This is a genomic window from Terriglobus saanensis SP1PR4 (assembly GCF_000179915.2).
In the GTDB taxonomy this organism is placed as follows: Bacteria; Acidobacteriota; Terriglobia; order Terriglobales; family Acidobacteriaceae; genus Terriglobus; species Terriglobus saanensis.
On record NC_014963.1, the window covers coordinates 4,618,558 to 4,634,414 of the forward strand.

The window sequence follows — 15,857 nt, forward strand, 5'->3', positions numbered from 1 at the left end:
GCGGCCCAGCTCATTTTCCTGGTGGAGTTCATTCGCAGTCAAAGGACTTTAGCTTCGTTCCTCACCTTGCTGAATATTTTTATACTGTCGGGCATAATACAACGCCAGATTCGTAACAGGCGTGCTTGAATGACACTCGGTCCCCACCTCAGTCCTGCATCAAAACCGCGCCACCAGCCACAATCCGCCGATCATCAGTGCCGCCCCCACCATCCGCATCGGCGAAGCCGTATGCTGCTTGAACCCGACCAGACCGAAGTGATCCAGCACCAGGCTGCACACCACCGCCGCAGTCACATTCACTCCGGTGAAGATGCCCGACCCAAGCTTCTGCGCCAGCAGAAGTCCGCCCATCGTGCCGAAGATGGAGACGAAGCCGCCCATCCACGCCCACCACGGCACCTGTCCGATGAGACTCGCTCCCGGCAGCGACTCGCGACGAAATGCCTGGATCACCAGCAATACCAGAAGACCCGTCACGTAGGTGCAGGTCGCAACCCAGACAGGCTGCATCACCTGTTTGTTCAGCTGCGCATTCGCAGCCGACTGGAACGGATTTGTTAGCCCTGCGAGCACAGCGAAGACAAGCATCAGGATCTGCATGCTGTTTTAGATGCTCACCAACTCAGGCGCAGCAACGACACACTCTGCCGTGGCATCTCCGTTTCCAGCTTTACCACACCGCCTTCAGACTGCACCCATACAGGCGAACCCAGCATCTGCAACTGCCCGGTCTCCTTCAGCCGCGCGATCTGCTCCTCCGTCGGATGCTGCGGCGATCCCATCGCCTTCCATACCGTATAGGCGTTGCTGTGCGTCTCGTCGATGCGGAAGTGCTCCACCAGCACCTTACCCGCAGGCACACCGCGCACCTCCACCGAAGTAGCGGTTGCGGCGGCAGCCGTCGTGTCCGCGTCGTGATAGTTCCAGAGCAGAACGGTAGCCTCATGCGCAGACTTGGTAGCCATCGCGTCGACGTCCGCAGACTCGCGCACCCCTGTTTTCACCATCACGTCCAGGGGCACGCTGCCCGTGCTCGTGGTGCTGACGCGGTCGCCCGCCATCATGCCGAACATGCGAAAGACATTCAGCACCGGCTTGTCGATTCCGTTCGTTGCCAGAGATCGGAAGCCTTCGAAGTAATCCTTGTCCTCAAACTCGAAGGACCAGCTCACCATCGCCAGCAGGTTCACCTTGGACACATCCTGTAGCTCGAACAGTGCCTTATACGCCGCTGCTGTGTAGGCCGGATAGAGCGTCCCGTTTCGATAGTTGTTTGCCGGATTCACCTTCGACGAACACGCCGCGCATCCCTCAGGATCGGCCTCGCTGAGGATGATCGGCAGCTTCGCGAACTGCGGATACTTCGCTACCACCTTGAAGCCGTTCTCCGTCGTCTTGAGTTCACTGGAAATCCCCATCGTCACGCGGCCGTCCACGATCTTCGGACTTCCCTTGGGATGGAATGAGATGAAGTCCAGCGGGATGCGTCCACCATCCGCCGCGCTCTTGTCGTTCGCCACGTGCTCCAGAAAGTTATCGAGAAACGTGATGGCATGTTCGCCGCCCGGCCCCGTGCTTGCGGGTCCGCCCACCTTCGCTCCGGGGAGCGCCTTACGCACATTCGAGACGGTAAAGTCGTAGAGCTTCCAGTACTCCTCGGCGGTGCCATGCCAGTACTTGATGTCCGGTTCGTTCCAGACCTCCCAGTACCATGTGCTCGTCTCCGCCCTGCCGTAGCGCTGGACGAGGTGCTCTGTGTACCGGCGCACGAGTTCGCCCCACATCGCATAGTCCTTGGGAGGATTGTTCGCCGAACCCGCCAGCACATCGCCCGGATAGTGCACCTGATACGTGTCCGCACCCTTCACCGTCGCCGCGAGGTCCTTCGGCATAAAGCCGAACTCCACCATCGGCTTCACGCCCGCCTTCTTCCACGCATCGAAGGTCTGGTCCGTAATCGTAAAGTCGTAGACGGGCTTGCCCTGCGCGTCGAGCGAGAAGACGTTCGACGAGCTCCACTTCAACTCCGCCACACCGTTGCCGGAGGTCAACAGATGGTGCGCCCGGATATACACCGGCACAGCACTGAGATCGTGCAGCTCGCGCAGCAGTTCCTTGCCATGCGGCATGGTCGTGTAGTTCGATTCGTCATACCCAAACCAGCTGTAGATCGGCTTGTAGGTTCCTACGGACTTCGCCAGGTTTACCTCAATACGCACTGGCGACTGTCCCGCCATCGGAAGAGCCACGCTGCAGACCATTGCAAATAAACCGGCAGCTCTCCGGATCGAACCCATTGCCTCTAGCACTTCTCGTACCTCCAGTTGCGTTTCTTTCCTTCGGCGATCCATCCGATCGCCTCGGCCACACGCTTGGCGCGCGTCTCTTCCCGCTTCGCTTCGCCAATCCATTCGGAATACTCGCTTCGGCACGACGGCGCAAACGCGGCAAAGTTCTTTGCCGCAGTCTTGTTCTTCGCGAGCGCCGCGCTCAGCGCCTTCGGCACCGGCAACTCCGGCTTCGGCGTAGCCCTTTTCTTCGGCCCCGCTGCCTTCGCTGCGAGTTGTGCCTTCGCAGCTTCCTTGATCAGCGCCACTAACGCACGTTCAGACGGTAGGTCTTTCAAAGAAGTGATCTTTCCCAGTGCCCCAGCGCTGCCGTCGGGATCGTATCCCATGGCACGCACCTTCTCCTTGATCTCACTGCCCGCAATCCGAAAGGCACAATGCGCCTTGAACGCCCCCATGCCACAGACGATCTTGCCGTCCACGAGAAGCGTGGGGAAGCCCCACTTGATCTCTTCCACCGCGTCCGGCAACGCCTTGTGCGCGACGTCGCGCAGATGTTCCAGGATCGGCTTTGCAAAAGGAGCCGCTGAAGCAATCTGCGCATCCACCACTGGATTCCTTACGCCCATCGTCCCCTCCAGAAGATCCTGCAGACGCAGTGTAAGTCAGGAATCTGCTTTTTCCGTGAGGAACCTTGTGCCCCATTCTTTCGCAGTCTTATCGCGAAGGGTGGGGTCGCGCGGAGCGCACGAACCTGATGCGTCAGGAAACAAAAAGGGACAGCAGATCCCTCCGCTTCGCTACGGGATGACAAAGGTAGAAAGGATAAGAGCTAAGGAGAGCAACAAAACCGCCCCGAAGAGATCTCCGGGGCGGTTTTGAATTGAATAAAGTTTAGAGGTGAGGCGTAAATCCCTTGTCATACGTCCGCTTCCGCTTCGCCGTCGCCGCTGGATCGTTTTTGTAGGTTCCATCCGGATTCATATGGACGGGCCGTCCAAGCTCCCACGCATAGTTGCTCGTCTGCAGCATGGTCACAGCGACATTGCCCTGCGACACCGGCTGGTTCAACTTCACGCCCGTCCGGATCGCGGCGATCATGTTCGCGAAGTGAAGGTCCGTCATGGAATCCGCGCCGACCAGATCCGCCGAGCTCGTTCCCTTTTCCTTCTTCACCGAGAACGAATCGATCACCTTGTCGCCCAGGTCATAGATCTCATAGCCATCGCGATCCACTACGACTGTTCCCTTGGGGCCGTGAATCGCAACGCCGCGATCGCGGCCGAAGGTCTTTTTGCCCGTGATGCAATCGCACTCCCACGTCAGCAGCTTGTCCGGATAGGTGAAGCTCACGTTCATCGTGTCCGCATACTGCCAGTCATCCTTCGCCGCGTAGCGTCCACCGTCGGCGGTCACCATCGTCGGATACTCCACGCCCAGCAGCCAGCGCGCAACATCTACCTCGTGCGTTCCGTTGTTCAGTGGCTCGCCCGTGCCCCACGTAAACCGCCAGTGCCAGTTATAAGGATGCATGTTGTCGCGGTACGGCTCGCGCGGCGCCGGTCCCTGCCAGAGGTCCCAGTCCAGCGTGGCCGGAACAGGAACGACTTTGCCGATGCCGATGGGTTTGCGGCGATTCGCGTACCAGGTCTTCGCCCAGTAAGCCGGTCCAACCACGCCGTCTTTAATCTTCTGTGCAATCTCAATCGTGTGCGGAGAAGACCTCTGCTGCGACCCCATCTGCGCCAGCTTGCCATACTTCTTCTGCGCGGCGATCAACATCTCGCCTTCGTGCGGGTCGTAGCTCATCGGCTTTTCGACGTAGACGTGCTTGCCCGCTTCCAGCCCCATGATGGCCATCGGCGCATGCCAGTGGTCCGGGGTCGCAATCGTCACCACGTCGACATCCTTCGACGCCAGCGCCTTGCGGAAGTCCTGGTTCTTCGTCACCGAGTAGCCCAGCGACTTCTCCGCGCGTCCTGCGAACCGGTCCAGAATGACCGTATCCACATCGCACGCATAGGTTATGCGGGCGTCCTTGGCATTCGCCTTCAGCGAAGACAGATGCGCGTAGGCACGACTGTTCAGACCAACCACGGCGAAGTTCACTCGCTCGTTCGAGCCCACAATCTGGGCGTAGCTTTTGGCGGTGGATGCTACGACTGCGCCAGCTCCGACAATGGCGGCGGTGTTCAAGAATTCGCGACGGGTGGTCATGGAGTCTCCTGTGTCCGGGAATTGTAGCGGACTCGAAGGAATTCTGGCGATCTCTCCGAAAAAACTGCGCCACCCACCCTTCTCTAATCCCGCACCACGCATCTCTCTTATAAGTAGGAGAAGAAAGCCATGAGCAAAGAGAAACATCTCTTCCGCGGAATCCTCGCAGGTGTAGCCGGTGGTCTCGCCGCCTCGTGGGTCATGAACGAGTTCATCGCTGGCCCCGGCAAAAAGCTGCAGCAGTCTCTCCAGACGCCCGCAGAAAACTGGCAGCAGGAACAGCAGGCGCAGAGCGGCGAGGAAGACTCCACCATGAAGGTGGCCGATGCCCTGACAGCCACAGCCACCGGCGGCCAGCATCTCACCTATGCCCAGAAAGAAAAGGGCGGCCCTGCCGTCCACTATGCCTTCGGAGCTGTCATGGGCGGTCTCTACGGCGGCCTTGCCGAATACGCCCCCGGCGTCCGCTCCGCCTTTGGCACCACCTTCGGCACCGCCCTCTTTACCGGGGCCGACGCCATCGCCGTGCCTGCGCTCAAACTCGGTCCGCCAATCACCGAAGAGAAGGCCGGATCCACCGCGAACCACTACTTCGCACACGTCGTCTACGGAGCCACCACCGAACTCGTCCGCAGAATCGTCCGCGCCGTCCTTTAGCCCAAGACAAAACCGGGTGCCCCGTGTCCCGCTTTTGGGACATGGGTTCGCATCCAGAAGCACGACACCCACCCATTCCACCCGCTATAGTTCCTCCCATGCGAACCGCAAAGCTTCTGGCTGCTGTCCTTCTCCTCCCTCTCGTCGCAGCAGCGCAGCAACGCCCCCACATCACCGGCATCGACCACGTCGCTTTCTTCGTCTCGGATCTGCCCAAAGCCCTTCTCTTCTGGCATGACCTCCTCGGTTATGAAGTCGTAGGAAAACCGAACCCCACCAAGGCGACCCTCCAGATCAACGATCACGAGCGCATCGAGATCTCCACTGAAACACCGATCACGCCGCGCAATCAGTTCGACCACCTCTGCCTCATCGTCGACGACATCGACCAGATGCGCGCCTACCTTAAAGCGCAGGGCATCGCGAGCAAACCCGCAGGCATCGCCCTGCAAGTAATCGACCCCGATGGCACGAGAATCGAATTCATCCAGCCCAGACCTTCCCCAACGCCCGCAAAGCTCTCCCCCAACCGCATCTCAGACGCGATCTATCACGTCGGCTTTATCGTCGGAAACACGGCGAAATCGATAGACTTCTACAGCCGCATCTTCGGCTTTCGCGAGACCTGGCGCGGCACCCCGCCCGCCAAACAGGACCTCAGCTGGATCAACCTGCAGGTGCCCGACGGCGCCGACTACATCGAGCTGATGCTTTATCGCGCGCCCGCGACCCCCGATACCTGGGGAAGCAGCAACCACGTCGCGCTCTCCGTACCGGATATTCACGCTTCCCTCACTAAGTTGAAGGCCAGTGCTGCGGTGAAGGGTTACACACGTCCCATGGAGATCCGCACCGGCGTCAACCAGAAGCGCCAACTCAACCTCTTCGATCCTGACGGCACCCGCGTCGAACTGATGGAGCCGGTCACGATTACTGGCAAGCCAACGCCCTCTTCAACGGCACCTCCGCCACCACCTGCACTCGATTAGCTGTTTGCCCTTCCGCTGATGGCTGCTCACGGCGCCATGCATCGCAAAGAACGCGATGTATGGCGCACCGGTGGAAACTGGATCGAGCTGAAGAGCAGTCACTGTATTGCAGGCAAATTAAGCACAATGAGACGGCAATTCATTTCCCTCAGAAGGAATATCTGAGGCGGGTCAGTGTTCTTATAAATGAGTAACAGCTTTGCACTCCACTCTAGACGTGGCTCTTGGACGCGTAGGAGAAGAGGCGCGTTATCTAAAGAATGCCGCAGGTGAGCTACGAAGGGGTTCGCTGTGCCAGCGTGATTAGCATGAAGTCTCCCAGGATCGCATGGGTGCCTTCGGATGCATGCGAATGCACCATTCAAACGCCCAATGAGGGCAAACTCCGGAGCGCAAGGTGTTTAAGGAAATCCGGCGGCGGTACTTAATAGCATGTGTTTTTATTGTTTTGGAGTACAGGAACATCAGTCGACTTACTAACTTGCAAAGGTCAGCTGCTAAAGGACTAGAAATGAACAAAGCGCAACGAGAGCAAAAGATTAATGACATGCTTCTAAAGATTCGCCGTGATCTTCAGAGAATGCAAGATCTTCTCAACCCGCGATTAGCGCCTCATGGCGAAGCTCTCATCTCGAAAGCGTATCTTGACCGGCAGGTTGGGAAATACCTAAAGCCACTGACCAATTCCGAAGTTCGCGAGCATATACAAGATCTTATGCAGGCACTTCAAATCCCACCACTCTTGAACGTTCCTGATGGCTCCGGTGCGGTTCCATACAAAAAGCCAGTTTGGGATACCGAGGGGGACGGACCGGAACACTTGGACTGGCGAACGCGGGTCGCTTTCGGATGGGCCTCTGTGGGGAAGATGGGAGGCCACAAAATCCGCATCACAAAGCGGGCATTTTTACTTTTCTCCGACACAACGCTCAGAGGCGTTATGTTGCATGAGGCGACACACTTCGCTTTAGACACAGACGATATCCATTATTCTTCGTTTCATCTGAACAGTGTCTTGAAAGATTTGCCCAACGGACATAAGAACGCCGACAATTGGCGGATCTTCTATCAGAAAATGAGTAAACACTTCTCGAGTGGAATTAAGGAAGAAGCACCCCAATTAGCCCCACCGGTTTTGGGGCCACCATTCAAGCTTAGATTCTGAGATTCGTAGTCTATGCTGCCAGAGGGTGTATCGACATACCGGTCTGCTATGTTGCCCTCAGCATCAGGGTCTGTCAGCTCAGGCATTGCTTCGTTAAACTCCGATGCCTGACCGCCAGTTGGTCGGAAGGCAACCGCGACGCTCGGGGTAATCCGCCCGGCACATACCCGAGCGGATTACCCACAGCACACCGCTCACGAAACGATAATTGTCCTCCACAAGACGCACCACCGTGCCGGTCCGCGACGAACTAACTTCGCAGGAACGCCAGCAGATCTTCGTTCAGTTGATCCGGGATGGTTGCCGTAAATCCATGCGGCTCGCCCTCGTACTCAATCAACACCGCACCGGGTACAAGCGCCGCCGTGCGACGTCCGGAGACGTCAATCGGCACCGTCTTATCGCCCGTTCCGTGAAGGACTAGCGTGGGCACGTCAATCTTCGCCAGATCCTCTCGGAAGTCCGTTGAGCTCCACGCCTTCGCGCATTCGATCGTCGCCACCGGAGAGGCGCTCGCCGCCTGTAGAAAATGCCAGTGGAGAACTTCGTCCGAAACACCGTGGTTCAGCAACGTCCGGCCGTAGAAGCCCTTGGCAAACTCTGTCGTGAAGGCGAAGCGATCCTTTTGCAGGCCTTCCAGAACACCGTCGAAGACGGACTGATCGACGCCGCCGGGATTGTCCTCCGTCTTGAGCAGAAAGGGAGTTACCGCACCCACGAAGACCGCCTTCGCCACACGCTCCGAACCGTACGTTCCCAGGTAGCGTGCTACCTCGCCGCCACCCATGGAGAATCCGACCAGCGTCACGCCGGTGAGGTCCAGCGCCTCCAACAGGTCATTCAGATCCGAGGTCAACGAGTCGTAGTCATATCCGTCATAGGGCCGCTCACTGCGTCCGAAGCCTCGACGGTCATACGCGATCACGCGATAGCCGTTGTCGGCGAGAAACCTGGCCTGGTACTCCCAACTGGTGGAATCCAAAGGCCATCCATGAATCAAAACGACCGGCTCACCCTCGCCCCAGTCACTGAAATAGATCTCCGACTCGTCCTGCGTCTCGATATAAGGCATCGTTTTCTCCTTGTGCATCTGCGATGTGAGATGACACCCAATTCAGATGCCACCGGAAGCGTCCGCCAAAAGCCGAGTCTCAGGATGGCGCGCTCCCCTACAATAGACTCGGAGAAACTGGTTTCATGAGCCGCAAATATCTCAGCAGCAATCCCGACCTTCCCTTCGCCGACGCCGTCCTCGTAGACAACAAGACACTCTACCTATCCGGTCGCATCGGTCTCCTGGAAGGCCAGTTCGCCGTTCCCGAAGACATCGAGGAAGAAGCGCACCGCCTCATGCAGGACCTGCAACGCATTCTGGCTTTGGCCGACATGCAGATGAGCGACCTCGTGCAGCTTCAGATCTTTTGCAGCGATGTCTCCTTGTGGGAACGCTTCAACGCCGTCTACCGCACCTATTTCACCACACAGCTTCCGCCACGCGCCTTTATCGGCAGCGGAGCGCTACTCTTCGGAGCACGCTTCGAGTTGCAGGGTGTTGCGGTGAAGGAAAGCTAGAACAGTTTCCTTCTGATTACCTTCGATGATCCAAGAACTCCAAACTACCTTCACCCAGATCGAACAACAGAAGAAGAACCTCTTGGCCTCCATCGCAGACTGGACGCCGGAGCGCCTCGCGCTTCAGCCAGGCGAAGACGCGTGGTGCGCGACCGAAGTCATCGATCATCTCTGCAAAACCGAAGCACTCATCCTCTCCGTGCTGCCCCAGGGGATGGAAGATCCTCAACCCATCGACAAGAGGGACAGGGTCAACTTCCACATGCTCGAACGCCTCTTCCGCTCTGAGAAACAAGTGAAAGTTCCCACGACCGCCCATGCCACTCTTCCCGCCATGAATTTTCTGCATCAGGAAGTCGTGCAGCGATGGGATCGGACCCGCACCGAGTTGGCACAGTTATTGGATGCGATACAAGAAGATCAACTCAAAGGTGGCATCTTCAGACACCCTCAAACGGGGTGGCTGTCTCTCCCACAGGTTCTCACCTTCTTCTCCGTTCACATGATCCACCACACCTATCAGATCAAGCGGCTCGGCTAAAGACCGCAGCTTCTACCGCATCACGGTTCATCCTGAAGCAGCTCTTCGAGGAAGCTCTTTCTATGGCTCGTAAAGCGGCGAACGATCTGCACCGGTGGACATTCGTCATACGCAATCTCTCGGATAGCGCCATCGTCGAACGACAGGATCTGCGCATCGGGAAAGCCAAGCAGGATCGGAGAGTGCGTGGAGATGATGAACTGGGCCGAACCATGCGAGCGCAACACATCGTGCATCAGGACGAGCATGGAAAGTTGGCGCTGCGGCGAGAGCGCGGCCTCAGGCTCGTCCAGGAGAAAGAGTCCGTTCTCGCGCATGCGGTACTCCAGCAGCGTGAAGAAGCTCTCTCCATGAGACTGTCGATGCAAACTTGTTCCGCCATAGGAACTCACCACGCCGATCTCGTCGATGTGCGTCGCTACATTAAAGAAGCTTTCGGCCCGAAGAAAGAAACCGGCACCTGTGCGCACACTGAAGGCGAGCCGAAGTGCGCGAGAGAGCGGATCGATAGCTGCGTTGTTCTCTGTACTGTCGTTGCGGAAGTTCCGGTTGCCGCCCTCCCGGCCAAAGCCGTAGTGCGAGGCAATCGCTTCCAGCAGGGTGGATTTGCCGGTACCGTTTTCTCCCGTAAAAAAGCAGACACGTTCCCGGATTGCCAGCGTTCGCAGCGAGTTAATCGCAGGCACGGAAAAGGGATATTCGTTCCAGTCCGACACGCGCTCAGGGAGAAGAGAGACCGTCTTCAGCACAGGTTCATTCTAAAACCGCAAAGAAAGAGGCCACCCAGTTGGGTGGCCTCTTTCTTTGTTTTGCGCGAAGCGCGTCTGCGGCATGCAATGCTTAGTCGCCGGCAACGGTCTCTTCATCGCGGATGCTCGTAACCACCTGGGCAGTCGACTTCACCGGAGCAGCGGGTGTGATGCCACCCAGACCACCGATGTCGCCGATGGCAACGAAACCACCGGGAAGCTCAGGCTCCTTGAGGATTTCCTTGCGATACAGCTTGGCCATACGAGCGTTCTCGGCATCCATCTTCAGCTTTGCGTCACGCGCCATGACCTTTTCTTCACGCGCATTCTTCGCAATACCGGACTTCTCGAACGTGTCGTTTGCCGCTGCATTGACGTGCTCATCGTTCAGAACCAGGTCATACTTCTCCTGCTTCTCGATGGCGACCTTCTTGCCGCCGGCAAAGATCTCATGACGTCCATGCTCCTCGTACCACTTGGTGAGCGTGGAGGTCATGTGCATCTTCTCGATGATGTTTCTCCAACCCACACCGGTGTTGTAGGCGCAGAAGCTGATCTCGCCTTCCTGGGTCGCGTACGGAATGATGCACTGCTCCGTGCGGCGGAAGTCGTAGTTGAAGAGATCCTGGAACCACATGCCTGCGATGAACAGGAAGTTCCAACGATCGGCGCGACGCATCTTGATGTCTTCCATCGTGCGGTCCGCCGTGACCTTGCCGTAGTTGCGGCCGGTCGCGCCGAAGCACTTGTCAAACTTCTGCAGAAGATCGGAGATCTTGAAGTGCGTCGGAGCCTTGGAAGGATCGTAGTTGCGCAGCAGGGCCAGCGAAACACCGAGGATCGAGAGGAACTTGCCGCGAGCAGCATCGTTCACCTTGGCTACATCCTTCGCCAGACGATCGGCGTTGATGAAGGCCGTTACGGGAACAGCTTCCTTCGTTTCCTTGTCGATCATCAGCGCCATACCGATACCGCAGTTCGGATGGCAGCCGCAGGAGAGCTGGCCCCAGTCCGTATCCGGTCCGTGCACCAGATCGGCCCAGTCGGAGAAGGTGCTCATGAAGGAGATTGGGAACCAATCGCGGGTGGATTCGCCAAGACCGGTCTGCGTGCGGACGTCATGCGCGAGATGCGACAGCGTGTAACGCTGTGCCGCGCGACGCTCGTCCGAAACCGCCTCATCACGGCCGGTAAACGAAACCGGCTGGAACGAGAGAAAGTTGATCTTCTTGGGGTTATCGAGAGCGAACTCGATGATGCGTCCAACCTGCTCATTGTTGATGCCGTTGATGATCGTCGTTACGGGAACGATGTCGACGCCAGCCTCGTGCAGGTTATGGATGGCCTGAAGCTTTACGTCGAAGGCGTTTCCAACCTTGCGATGCGAGTTGGCTGCGTTGCCGATACCGTCGAACTGCAGGTAGGCATAACGCAGACCCGCTTCCGCAGCGGCCTTGGCGAATTCCTTGGACTTTGCAAACTCGATACCGTTCGTCGCAGCCTGCACCGAGTTGTAACCCACCTTGCGGGAGTAGGCGACGGCGTCGAGGAAGTAAGGCGAAAGCGTCGGCTCACCACCGGAGAACTGTACCGACATCTGGCGGCGGGGCTTGATCTGGATCGCGTTGTCCAGCATGGTCTTGATCTCGTCCCACGTGAGTTCGTGAACGAAACCGACCTGGTTGGCATCCATGAAGCAGGGATCGCACATCATGTTGCAGCGGTTCGTCAGATCGATGGTCAGAACCGATCCACGTCCGTGCGTCACGGTCGAGGTGCCGTGGTTGTGCAGCTTCTCGTCGTTGTGAGCGCGGATATCGCGGCCCGGGAACACTTTCTCCAGATGCGCCATCATCTCAACGTCGATCGACATGAGATCTTCAAAATGTCCGTGAATCGGGCAGTCCTTCACCATCAGGATCTGGCCGTCGCGCTCGATGATCTGCGCCTTGATCTCGCCGACCTTCTCATTTAGAAGGATCTCGTGCGGCAGCTTGCCGTCGATGATCTGCTGGCGGATCTCGGGGATACACTTAGGGCAGAGAGAGTCCGTCGTGCGGGGCCATCCAAGGGGGGGCTTCTCTTTCTGGTAGCTCTTCAGAAGGGGCTTATCGCTCCATCGCGGCGTAAAGCTTGCGTTGGGGCTGATGCTGTTCAGCTTTTCAAAGATGGCCCAACCGGCCTTTGCCGTTAGCGTGAGGCTCTGCTCTACTAGTTTCGAAACTTTCGACATTGCTTCTCCTGAGGAGTAGATGGGCACCTGCCACGTTCGCAAGGCTCCAACCTTAGATTCCGCCGCCTGGAAGAAGCTCCATAACAAAGCATGGCAACCAGATCCATCCAATACAGCGGGATTACAGTTTCCAAGGCTACGCCCGCCACTCCCCGGACTAAACCAGGAAGTGGCGAACGGCGAGATCCTGCAGCGAATGGTTCCATAGAGAAGCGAATGGGCTCAATGCGTTAGAGGACTAAGCGGCTGTGGCTCGCATAACGAAGGATCCTGGGCGATCAGGTGCAGGGCTTCCCGGCACATCGACATCATCTGGACGAAAGCCTCCGGGGCCATTCGTACCGTCACGGCGCCCACGGCCAGATGCACTGTGCCGCACGCACACAACGAGACGCTGCCGAGTCCCGGCAGGTCAGAAAGTACCTTGCGCTCCTCCGTTATCGCTCCCAGCATGGCTAGACTCCTCGCTTCGCGTAGTACTCCGCCACCTGGCGAATGTTGAACTCGAATGGAATATGCTCCGACCCCGGCAGCGACATCATCACGCCGTGGTGGTTCACAGAAGGTTCTGGAAACTGCAGGTAACTAGGAAGCGACAGTCTGGGAGCCGAACGCGAGGCTTCGGTCATCTCTCCCGCGGCATAGTCGGTTAGACCCACGGCGTCTCCCAATCGCAGCACGACGCTGCCGATGGAAACGGGACGTCCGTTTACCAGCACGTGGCCGTGGGAAACAAGCTGCCGGGCCGCCGCCATGCTGCGGGCAAAGCCGAGCCGGAAGACAATATTGTCCAATCGCCGCTCCAGCAGGCTGACCAGGGTCTCGGCCCAGTTCGTCGTGGAACGTCGTCGGGCGTCCCGTACAAACCGGCGCAACTGCTCTTCACGCAGACCGTAATGAAAGAGCAGTTTTTGCTTCTCTCTTAACTGCAGCGCAAATTCCGTGGGTTTGCTTTTGCGTGCCTGTCCGTGTTGGCCGGGAGGATAGTTGCGTTTTTCGAGGGCCCCAGGCTTTCCCAGACCTGGCAGCTCAATACCTAAAGCACGTTGAATCTTGAATTTACTGCGCTCACTCATGAGGGCGCGTCTCCTTGAAGAAAGTCCACGGCCCTCACCGCTGAATGAAGACTAGATCAGTCCGATATACAGATTCAACCAACTTTCAGCGAATGGGGATTCCTGCAACCTGAATGGAGTGACTTCGCAGGGAACCGTTTTAAGGAGTCGCTGCTTCCTGGGAAGTCGTCGGCTGGAGCGCGATCTTGGTCAGGATCTGTTGAAAAAAGACACTGCGTATATGAATTCGCCGAGCCACGTCCGGCAAAAATTCTGAGATCAGATTGCTGATCGGATCCGTTGCATAGCTCAACATCACACGTCTGCCGGTCGACTTCGCATCGCTCTGAACCCCTGGCACGTACAGATTGCCAATCTCAATGGCAATCGGATACGTCAGTAGAGTGGAATAGTTCGGCATCGTCTCGCCGTGATCTCCCTGGGCGATGATGGTTCGCGACAACGCATGCACGATACGCCGCGTGACAGTTCCTTCCGGCATACGGTGATAGCGGGGGTCCTGGTGCGTGAGGGCGGGAATGGCAAAGACCCCAAAGAAATTTCCCGTTAGATCGCCGGTCAGCGCCACGCCGACGTTGCGCCCAAATCCGGCCATTCCTGGACCATAAGCGCTCCGGGAATCCGCCGCCACGGCAATTCCAGACGAAAGTCCAATGACCGCCAGATTAAAGGGATCAATAAAATTTCGTCCGGCAAGCTCCAATTTCTGCGATGGGCTTAGTACCGGATCGGGAAAACGTGAGTTCAGGATCAACTGCCGTGGACTGGTTGGACTGCAGCCTATGCCTCCTCCTGGACAGGGAGTCAACCGCATCGCCACCGGGATCAACGGAGGCATCGGTGTTGCAGTGACCTGCACCGACTGCCAGACGGTCGAGGGAGCGTCTGGAAAGATGGGGATCAGCGGGATGGGTTCGACCCCCATCACCTGGCCGCCGCCCGTGGGCCGTTCTATTGCGGGGGCAGTCGGCTGTGGAATCACGGCGGGAGAAGGGCTTTTCACATCCTGCGCCAAAACCACACAGCACCATCGCGGCGTGAGACATAAGACCGCCACATACACATACCTGCGCGAGCGCCCCGCTGCTGTAGTGGTGCGGTCTAGAACCATATTTTTAGAGACGCTCAATTCGCAGAAGAGTTACGCACGCGGCGCAAAGAACCACGTTACGTATGATGGAAAGGGCTTTAGTGCTTCAGATGAACCGCACGCAGAGCGTCGTGGTAAAACTCGCTGACTTCGAAGCTTAAAACCGCGCCGCCCAGGGAGGTCAGGAAGTTGATTCCCGTCTCCTTGGCGCCTCGGTCAAACGGCGGGTAATAGGCGTTATTCACGCCCGCAGCCACCGCATATCCCGCGATCAGAGGGGCATTGAAGCGATTGTTTCCTTCATCGGACCGCACCACTACCACACGCGTTGCCGCATAGAAGACGCGCGCAAAGAACTTGTGCTGATTTCCCAGCACGTAATAACGAGGATCATCGTGAAAGAGAGGAGAGAAGACTCCATCCGTCATCACAGCCTGCGTGGTCTGACGAGCATAGGCTGCGCCGAATCGCTGGGCAAAGGCCTCTTTGTTATGACCATAGTGGGGCGAGGAGTCCAGCCCGTGAGAGAGCCCCGCCGAGAACGTCGCTCCAATTAATGAATTGATGGACGCCTGTTCGCGGAAGGAGTATGCCAGCTTCTGCATGCCTGACAGACGTTCCACGCTCTGCCCCGGATCCACAATCGTGGTGTACTTGCTCACCTTCGCAGGCTGGTTGTAGGTCGCGGAGGATTGCGGCGTTCCCAGTGGCGAGGAAAGATCGACTCCAGTACCTTCGGCAGCCGACACCGACGAACTCGGAGCTTCCGGAAGCAGGGCGTCGTTAGCGGATCGAAGAGCCAGTTGCTGCCCGAAAGCAGATCCAGCCACAATCAAAGCTGCGCCGAAGGTGAAGTAAGTTTTTAGGGACATGCGCAATAGAGTAGTGCCTCCGGTTCGCCCGTACAAGACCCGTATGCGTCAACCTCTCCCTTAGAAGCAAGCAGGCATCCACAAGTTGCACCACTCTTTTGGGCTCCCTTATCCGATCAACAAGCTGTGTCCCAAGTTAACCATTTCGACACGACGAAGCATTTCATCTTGCCGACCCACCTTCCACACCCCTCTAATTGATAGGGAAGTATCTTGAGGAAGCCTATGTCCGATTGGAAAGAGCAGATTCACGACACCGCTGCCAAAGCCGAAGAGGAAGTCAAACGTCTTATTCAGTACATGAATGATGAAGTCGTGCCGGACGTCCGTCGCTCCTCCAGCGCTGCGCTCAAGTCCGCCGCAGAGCAACTTCGGATCCTGGCGGAAAAGATGGAGAAGCATTAA

At 57.6% G+C, this 15,857-nt stretch carries 17 protein-coding genes; 6 read left to right on the top strand and 11 right to left on the bottom strand.

The window, feature by feature from the left end:
* Positions 1 to 159 precede the first annotated feature (159 nt).
* The 4 genes from ACIPR4_RS19105 to ACIPR4_RS19120 all read right to left on the bottom strand — a co-directional run bounded on the left by ACIPR4_RS19105 (position 160) and on the right by ACIPR4_RS19120 (position 4,508).
* On the bottom strand, positions 160 to 603 hold the full coding sequence (locus ACIPR4_RS19105) for a DMT family transporter (RefSeq protein WP_013570313.1): 444 nt from the start codon (positions 601 to 603) through the stop codon (positions 160 to 162).
* 14 nt (positions 604 to 617) lie between these two features.
* Positions 618 to 2,312, bottom strand: a complete 1,695-nt coding sequence (locus ACIPR4_RS19110; protein WP_013570314.1) for a GH39 family glycosyl hydrolase — start codon at positions 2,310 to 2,312, stop codon at positions 618 to 620.
* Positions 2,306 to 2,920, bottom strand: a complete 615-nt coding sequence (locus ACIPR4_RS19115; protein WP_013570315.1) for a YdeI/OmpD-associated family protein — start codon at positions 2,918 to 2,920, stop codon at positions 2,306 to 2,308. Before ACIPR4_RS19115 ends, ACIPR4_RS19110 begins: the two co-directional genes overlap by 7 nt.
* A 265-nt stretch (positions 2,921 to 3,185) precedes the next feature.
* A complete protein-coding gene (locus ACIPR4_RS19120) occupies positions 3,186 to 4,508 on the bottom strand; it encodes a Gfo/Idh/MocA family protein (protein ID WP_013570316.1) in 1,323 nt (440 codons plus the stop codon).
* A 129-nt stretch (positions 4,509 to 4,637) separates the two neighbouring features.
* Here ACIPR4_RS19120 and ACIPR4_RS19125 point away from each other — a divergent pair, with 129 nt between their 5' ends.
* The 3 genes from ACIPR4_RS19125 (at position 4,638) to ACIPR4_RS19135 (ending at position 7,319) form a co-directional block, all read left to right on the top strand.
* Positions 4,638 to 5,165, top strand: a complete 528-nt coding sequence (locus ACIPR4_RS19125) for a DUF1440 domain-containing protein (protein WP_013570317.1) — start codon at positions 4,638 to 4,640, stop codon at positions 5,163 to 5,165.
* Between the two features lie 98 nt (positions 5,166 to 5,263).
* A complete protein-coding gene (locus ACIPR4_RS19130) occupies positions 5,264 to 6,154 on the top strand; it encodes a VOC family protein (protein ID WP_013570318.1) in 891 nt (296 codons plus the stop codon).
* A gap of 511 nt (positions 6,155 to 6,665) precedes the next feature.
* Entirely contained in the window at positions 6,666 to 7,319 is a 654-nt protein-coding gene (locus tag ACIPR4_RS19135) for a M35 family metalloendopeptidase (RefSeq protein WP_013570319.1), read from the top strand.
* Positions 7,320 to 7,569: 250 nt separating this feature from the next.
* Here ACIPR4_RS19135 and ACIPR4_RS19140 read toward each other — a convergent pair whose 3' ends face one another.
* The gene (locus ACIPR4_RS19140; RefSeq protein WP_013570320.1) at positions 7,570 to 8,391 is read right to left on the bottom strand and encodes an alpha/beta fold hydrolase; all 822 of its coding nucleotides are present in this window, start codon (positions 8,389 to 8,391) and stop codon (positions 7,570 to 7,572) included.
* A 125-nt stretch (positions 8,392 to 8,516) separates the two neighbouring features.
* Between ACIPR4_RS19140 and ACIPR4_RS19145 the strand changes: the two genes are divergently transcribed.
* Both ACIPR4_RS19145 and ACIPR4_RS19150 read left to right on the top strand, forming a co-directional pair.
* Positions 8,517 to 8,891: a RidA family protein gene (locus ACIPR4_RS19145; RefSeq protein WP_013570321.1), complete on the top strand. Its 375-nt coding sequence runs from the start codon at positions 8,517 to 8,519 to the stop codon at positions 8,889 to 8,891.
* Between the two features lie 25 nt (positions 8,892 to 8,916).
* Positions 8,917 to 9,432, top strand: coding sequence for a DinB family protein (locus ACIPR4_RS19150; protein ID WP_013570322.1), 516 nt, complete (start codon positions 8,917 to 8,919; stop codon positions 9,430 to 9,432).
* Between the two features lie 20 nt (positions 9,433 to 9,452).
* On the opposite strand, the gene ACIPR4_RS19155 is transcribed toward ACIPR4_RS19150, so the two are convergent.
* The 6 genes from ACIPR4_RS19155 to ACIPR4_RS21920 all read right to left on the bottom strand — a co-directional run bounded on the left by ACIPR4_RS19155 (position 9,453) and on the right by ACIPR4_RS21920 (position 15,452).
* Complete coding sequence (locus tag ACIPR4_RS19155) at positions 9,453 to 10,181, bottom strand: AAA family ATPase (RefSeq protein ID WP_013570323.1); 729 nt, start codon at positions 10,179 to 10,181, stop codon at positions 9,453 to 9,455.
* A gap of 91 nt (positions 10,182 to 10,272) precedes the next feature.
* Positions 10,273 to 12,414, bottom strand: coding sequence for a radical SAM protein (locus ACIPR4_RS19160; RefSeq protein WP_013570324.1), 2,142 nt, complete (start codon positions 12,412 to 12,414; stop codon positions 10,273 to 10,275).
* 222 nt (positions 12,415 to 12,636) lie between these two features.
* Positions 12,637 to 12,867, bottom strand: coding sequence for a hypothetical protein (locus tag ACIPR4_RS19165; RefSeq protein WP_013570325.1), 231 nt, complete (start codon positions 12,865 to 12,867; stop codon positions 12,637 to 12,639).
* A 2-nt stretch (positions 12,868 to 12,869) separates the two neighbouring features.
* Positions 12,870 to 13,490, bottom strand: a complete 621-nt coding sequence (rpsD, locus tag ACIPR4_RS19170) for a 30S ribosomal protein S4 (RefSeq protein ID WP_013570326.1) — start codon at positions 13,488 to 13,490, stop codon at positions 12,870 to 12,872.
* 139 nt (positions 13,491 to 13,629) lie between these two features.
* Entirely contained in the window at positions 13,630 to 14,493 is an 864-nt protein-coding gene (locus ACIPR4_RS21915; protein WP_222829244.1) for a hypothetical protein, read from the bottom strand.
* Between the two features lie 185 nt (positions 14,494 to 14,678).
* Entirely contained in the window at positions 14,679 to 15,452 is a 774-nt protein-coding gene (locus ACIPR4_RS21920) for a hypothetical protein (RefSeq protein ID WP_049781036.1), read from the bottom strand.
* 225 nt (positions 15,453 to 15,677) lie between these two features.
* On the opposite strand from ACIPR4_RS21920, the gene ACIPR4_RS19185 reads away from it, so the two are divergent.
* A complete protein-coding gene (locus ACIPR4_RS19185; RefSeq protein WP_013570329.1) occupies positions 15,678 to 15,857 on the top strand; it encodes a hypothetical protein in 180 nt (59 codons plus the stop codon).

Excerpts from the sequence above, each read along its gene's own strand:
- ACIPR4_RS19105 (WP_013570313.1), bottom strand. The coding sequence starts at position 603 with ATGCAGATCCTGATGCTTGTCTTCGCTGTGCTCGCAGGGCTAACAAAT.
- ACIPR4_RS19115 (WP_013570315.1), bottom strand. The coding sequence starts at position 2,920 with ATGGGCGTAAGGAATCCAGTGGTGGATGCGCAGATTGCTTCAGCGGCT.
- ACIPR4_RS19120 (WP_013570316.1), bottom strand. The coding sequence starts at position 4,508 with ATGACCACCCGTCGCGAATTCTTGAACACCGCCGCCATTGTCGGAGCT.
- ACIPR4_RS19125 (WP_013570317.1), top strand. The coding sequence starts at position 4,638 with ATGAGCAAAGAGAAACATCTCTTCCGCGGAATCCTCGCAGGTGTAGCC.
- ACIPR4_RS19130 (WP_013570318.1), top strand. The coding sequence starts at position 5,264 with ATGCGAACCGCAAAGCTTCTGGCTGCTGTCCTTCTCCTCCCTCTCGTC.
- ACIPR4_RS19135 (WP_013570319.1), top strand. The coding sequence starts at position 6,666 with ATGAACAAAGCGCAACGAGAGCAAAAGATTAATGACATGCTTCTAAAG.
- ACIPR4_RS19140 (WP_013570320.1), bottom strand. The coding sequence starts at position 8,391 with ATGCCTTATATCGAGACGCAGGACGAGTCGGAGATCTATTTCAGTGAC.
- ACIPR4_RS19145 (WP_013570321.1), top strand. The coding sequence starts at position 8,517 with ATGAGCCGCAAATATCTCAGCAGCAATCCCGACCTTCCCTTCGCCGAC.
- ACIPR4_RS19150 (WP_013570322.1), top strand. The coding sequence starts at position 8,917 with ATGATCCAAGAACTCCAAACTACCTTCACCCAGATCGAACAACAGAAG.
- ACIPR4_RS19160 (WP_013570324.1), bottom strand. The coding sequence starts at position 12,414 with ATGTCGAAAGTTTCGAAACTAGTAGAGCAGAGCCTCACGCTAACGGCA.
- ACIPR4_RS19165 (WP_013570325.1), bottom strand. The coding sequence starts at position 12,867 with ATGCTGGGAGCGATAACGGAGGAGCGCAAGGTACTTTCTGACCTGCCG.
- rpsD (WP_013570326.1), bottom strand. The coding sequence starts at position 13,490 with ATGAGTGAGCGCAGTAAATTCAAGATTCAACGTGCTTTAGGTATTGAG.
- ACIPR4_RS21920 (WP_049781036.1), bottom strand. The coding sequence starts at position 15,452 with ATGTCCCTAAAAACTTACTTCACCTTCGGCGCAGCTTTGATTGTGGCT.
- ACIPR4_RS19185 (WP_013570329.1), top strand. The coding sequence starts at position 15,678 with ATGTCCGATTGGAAAGAGCAGATTCACGACACCGCTGCCAAAGCCGAA.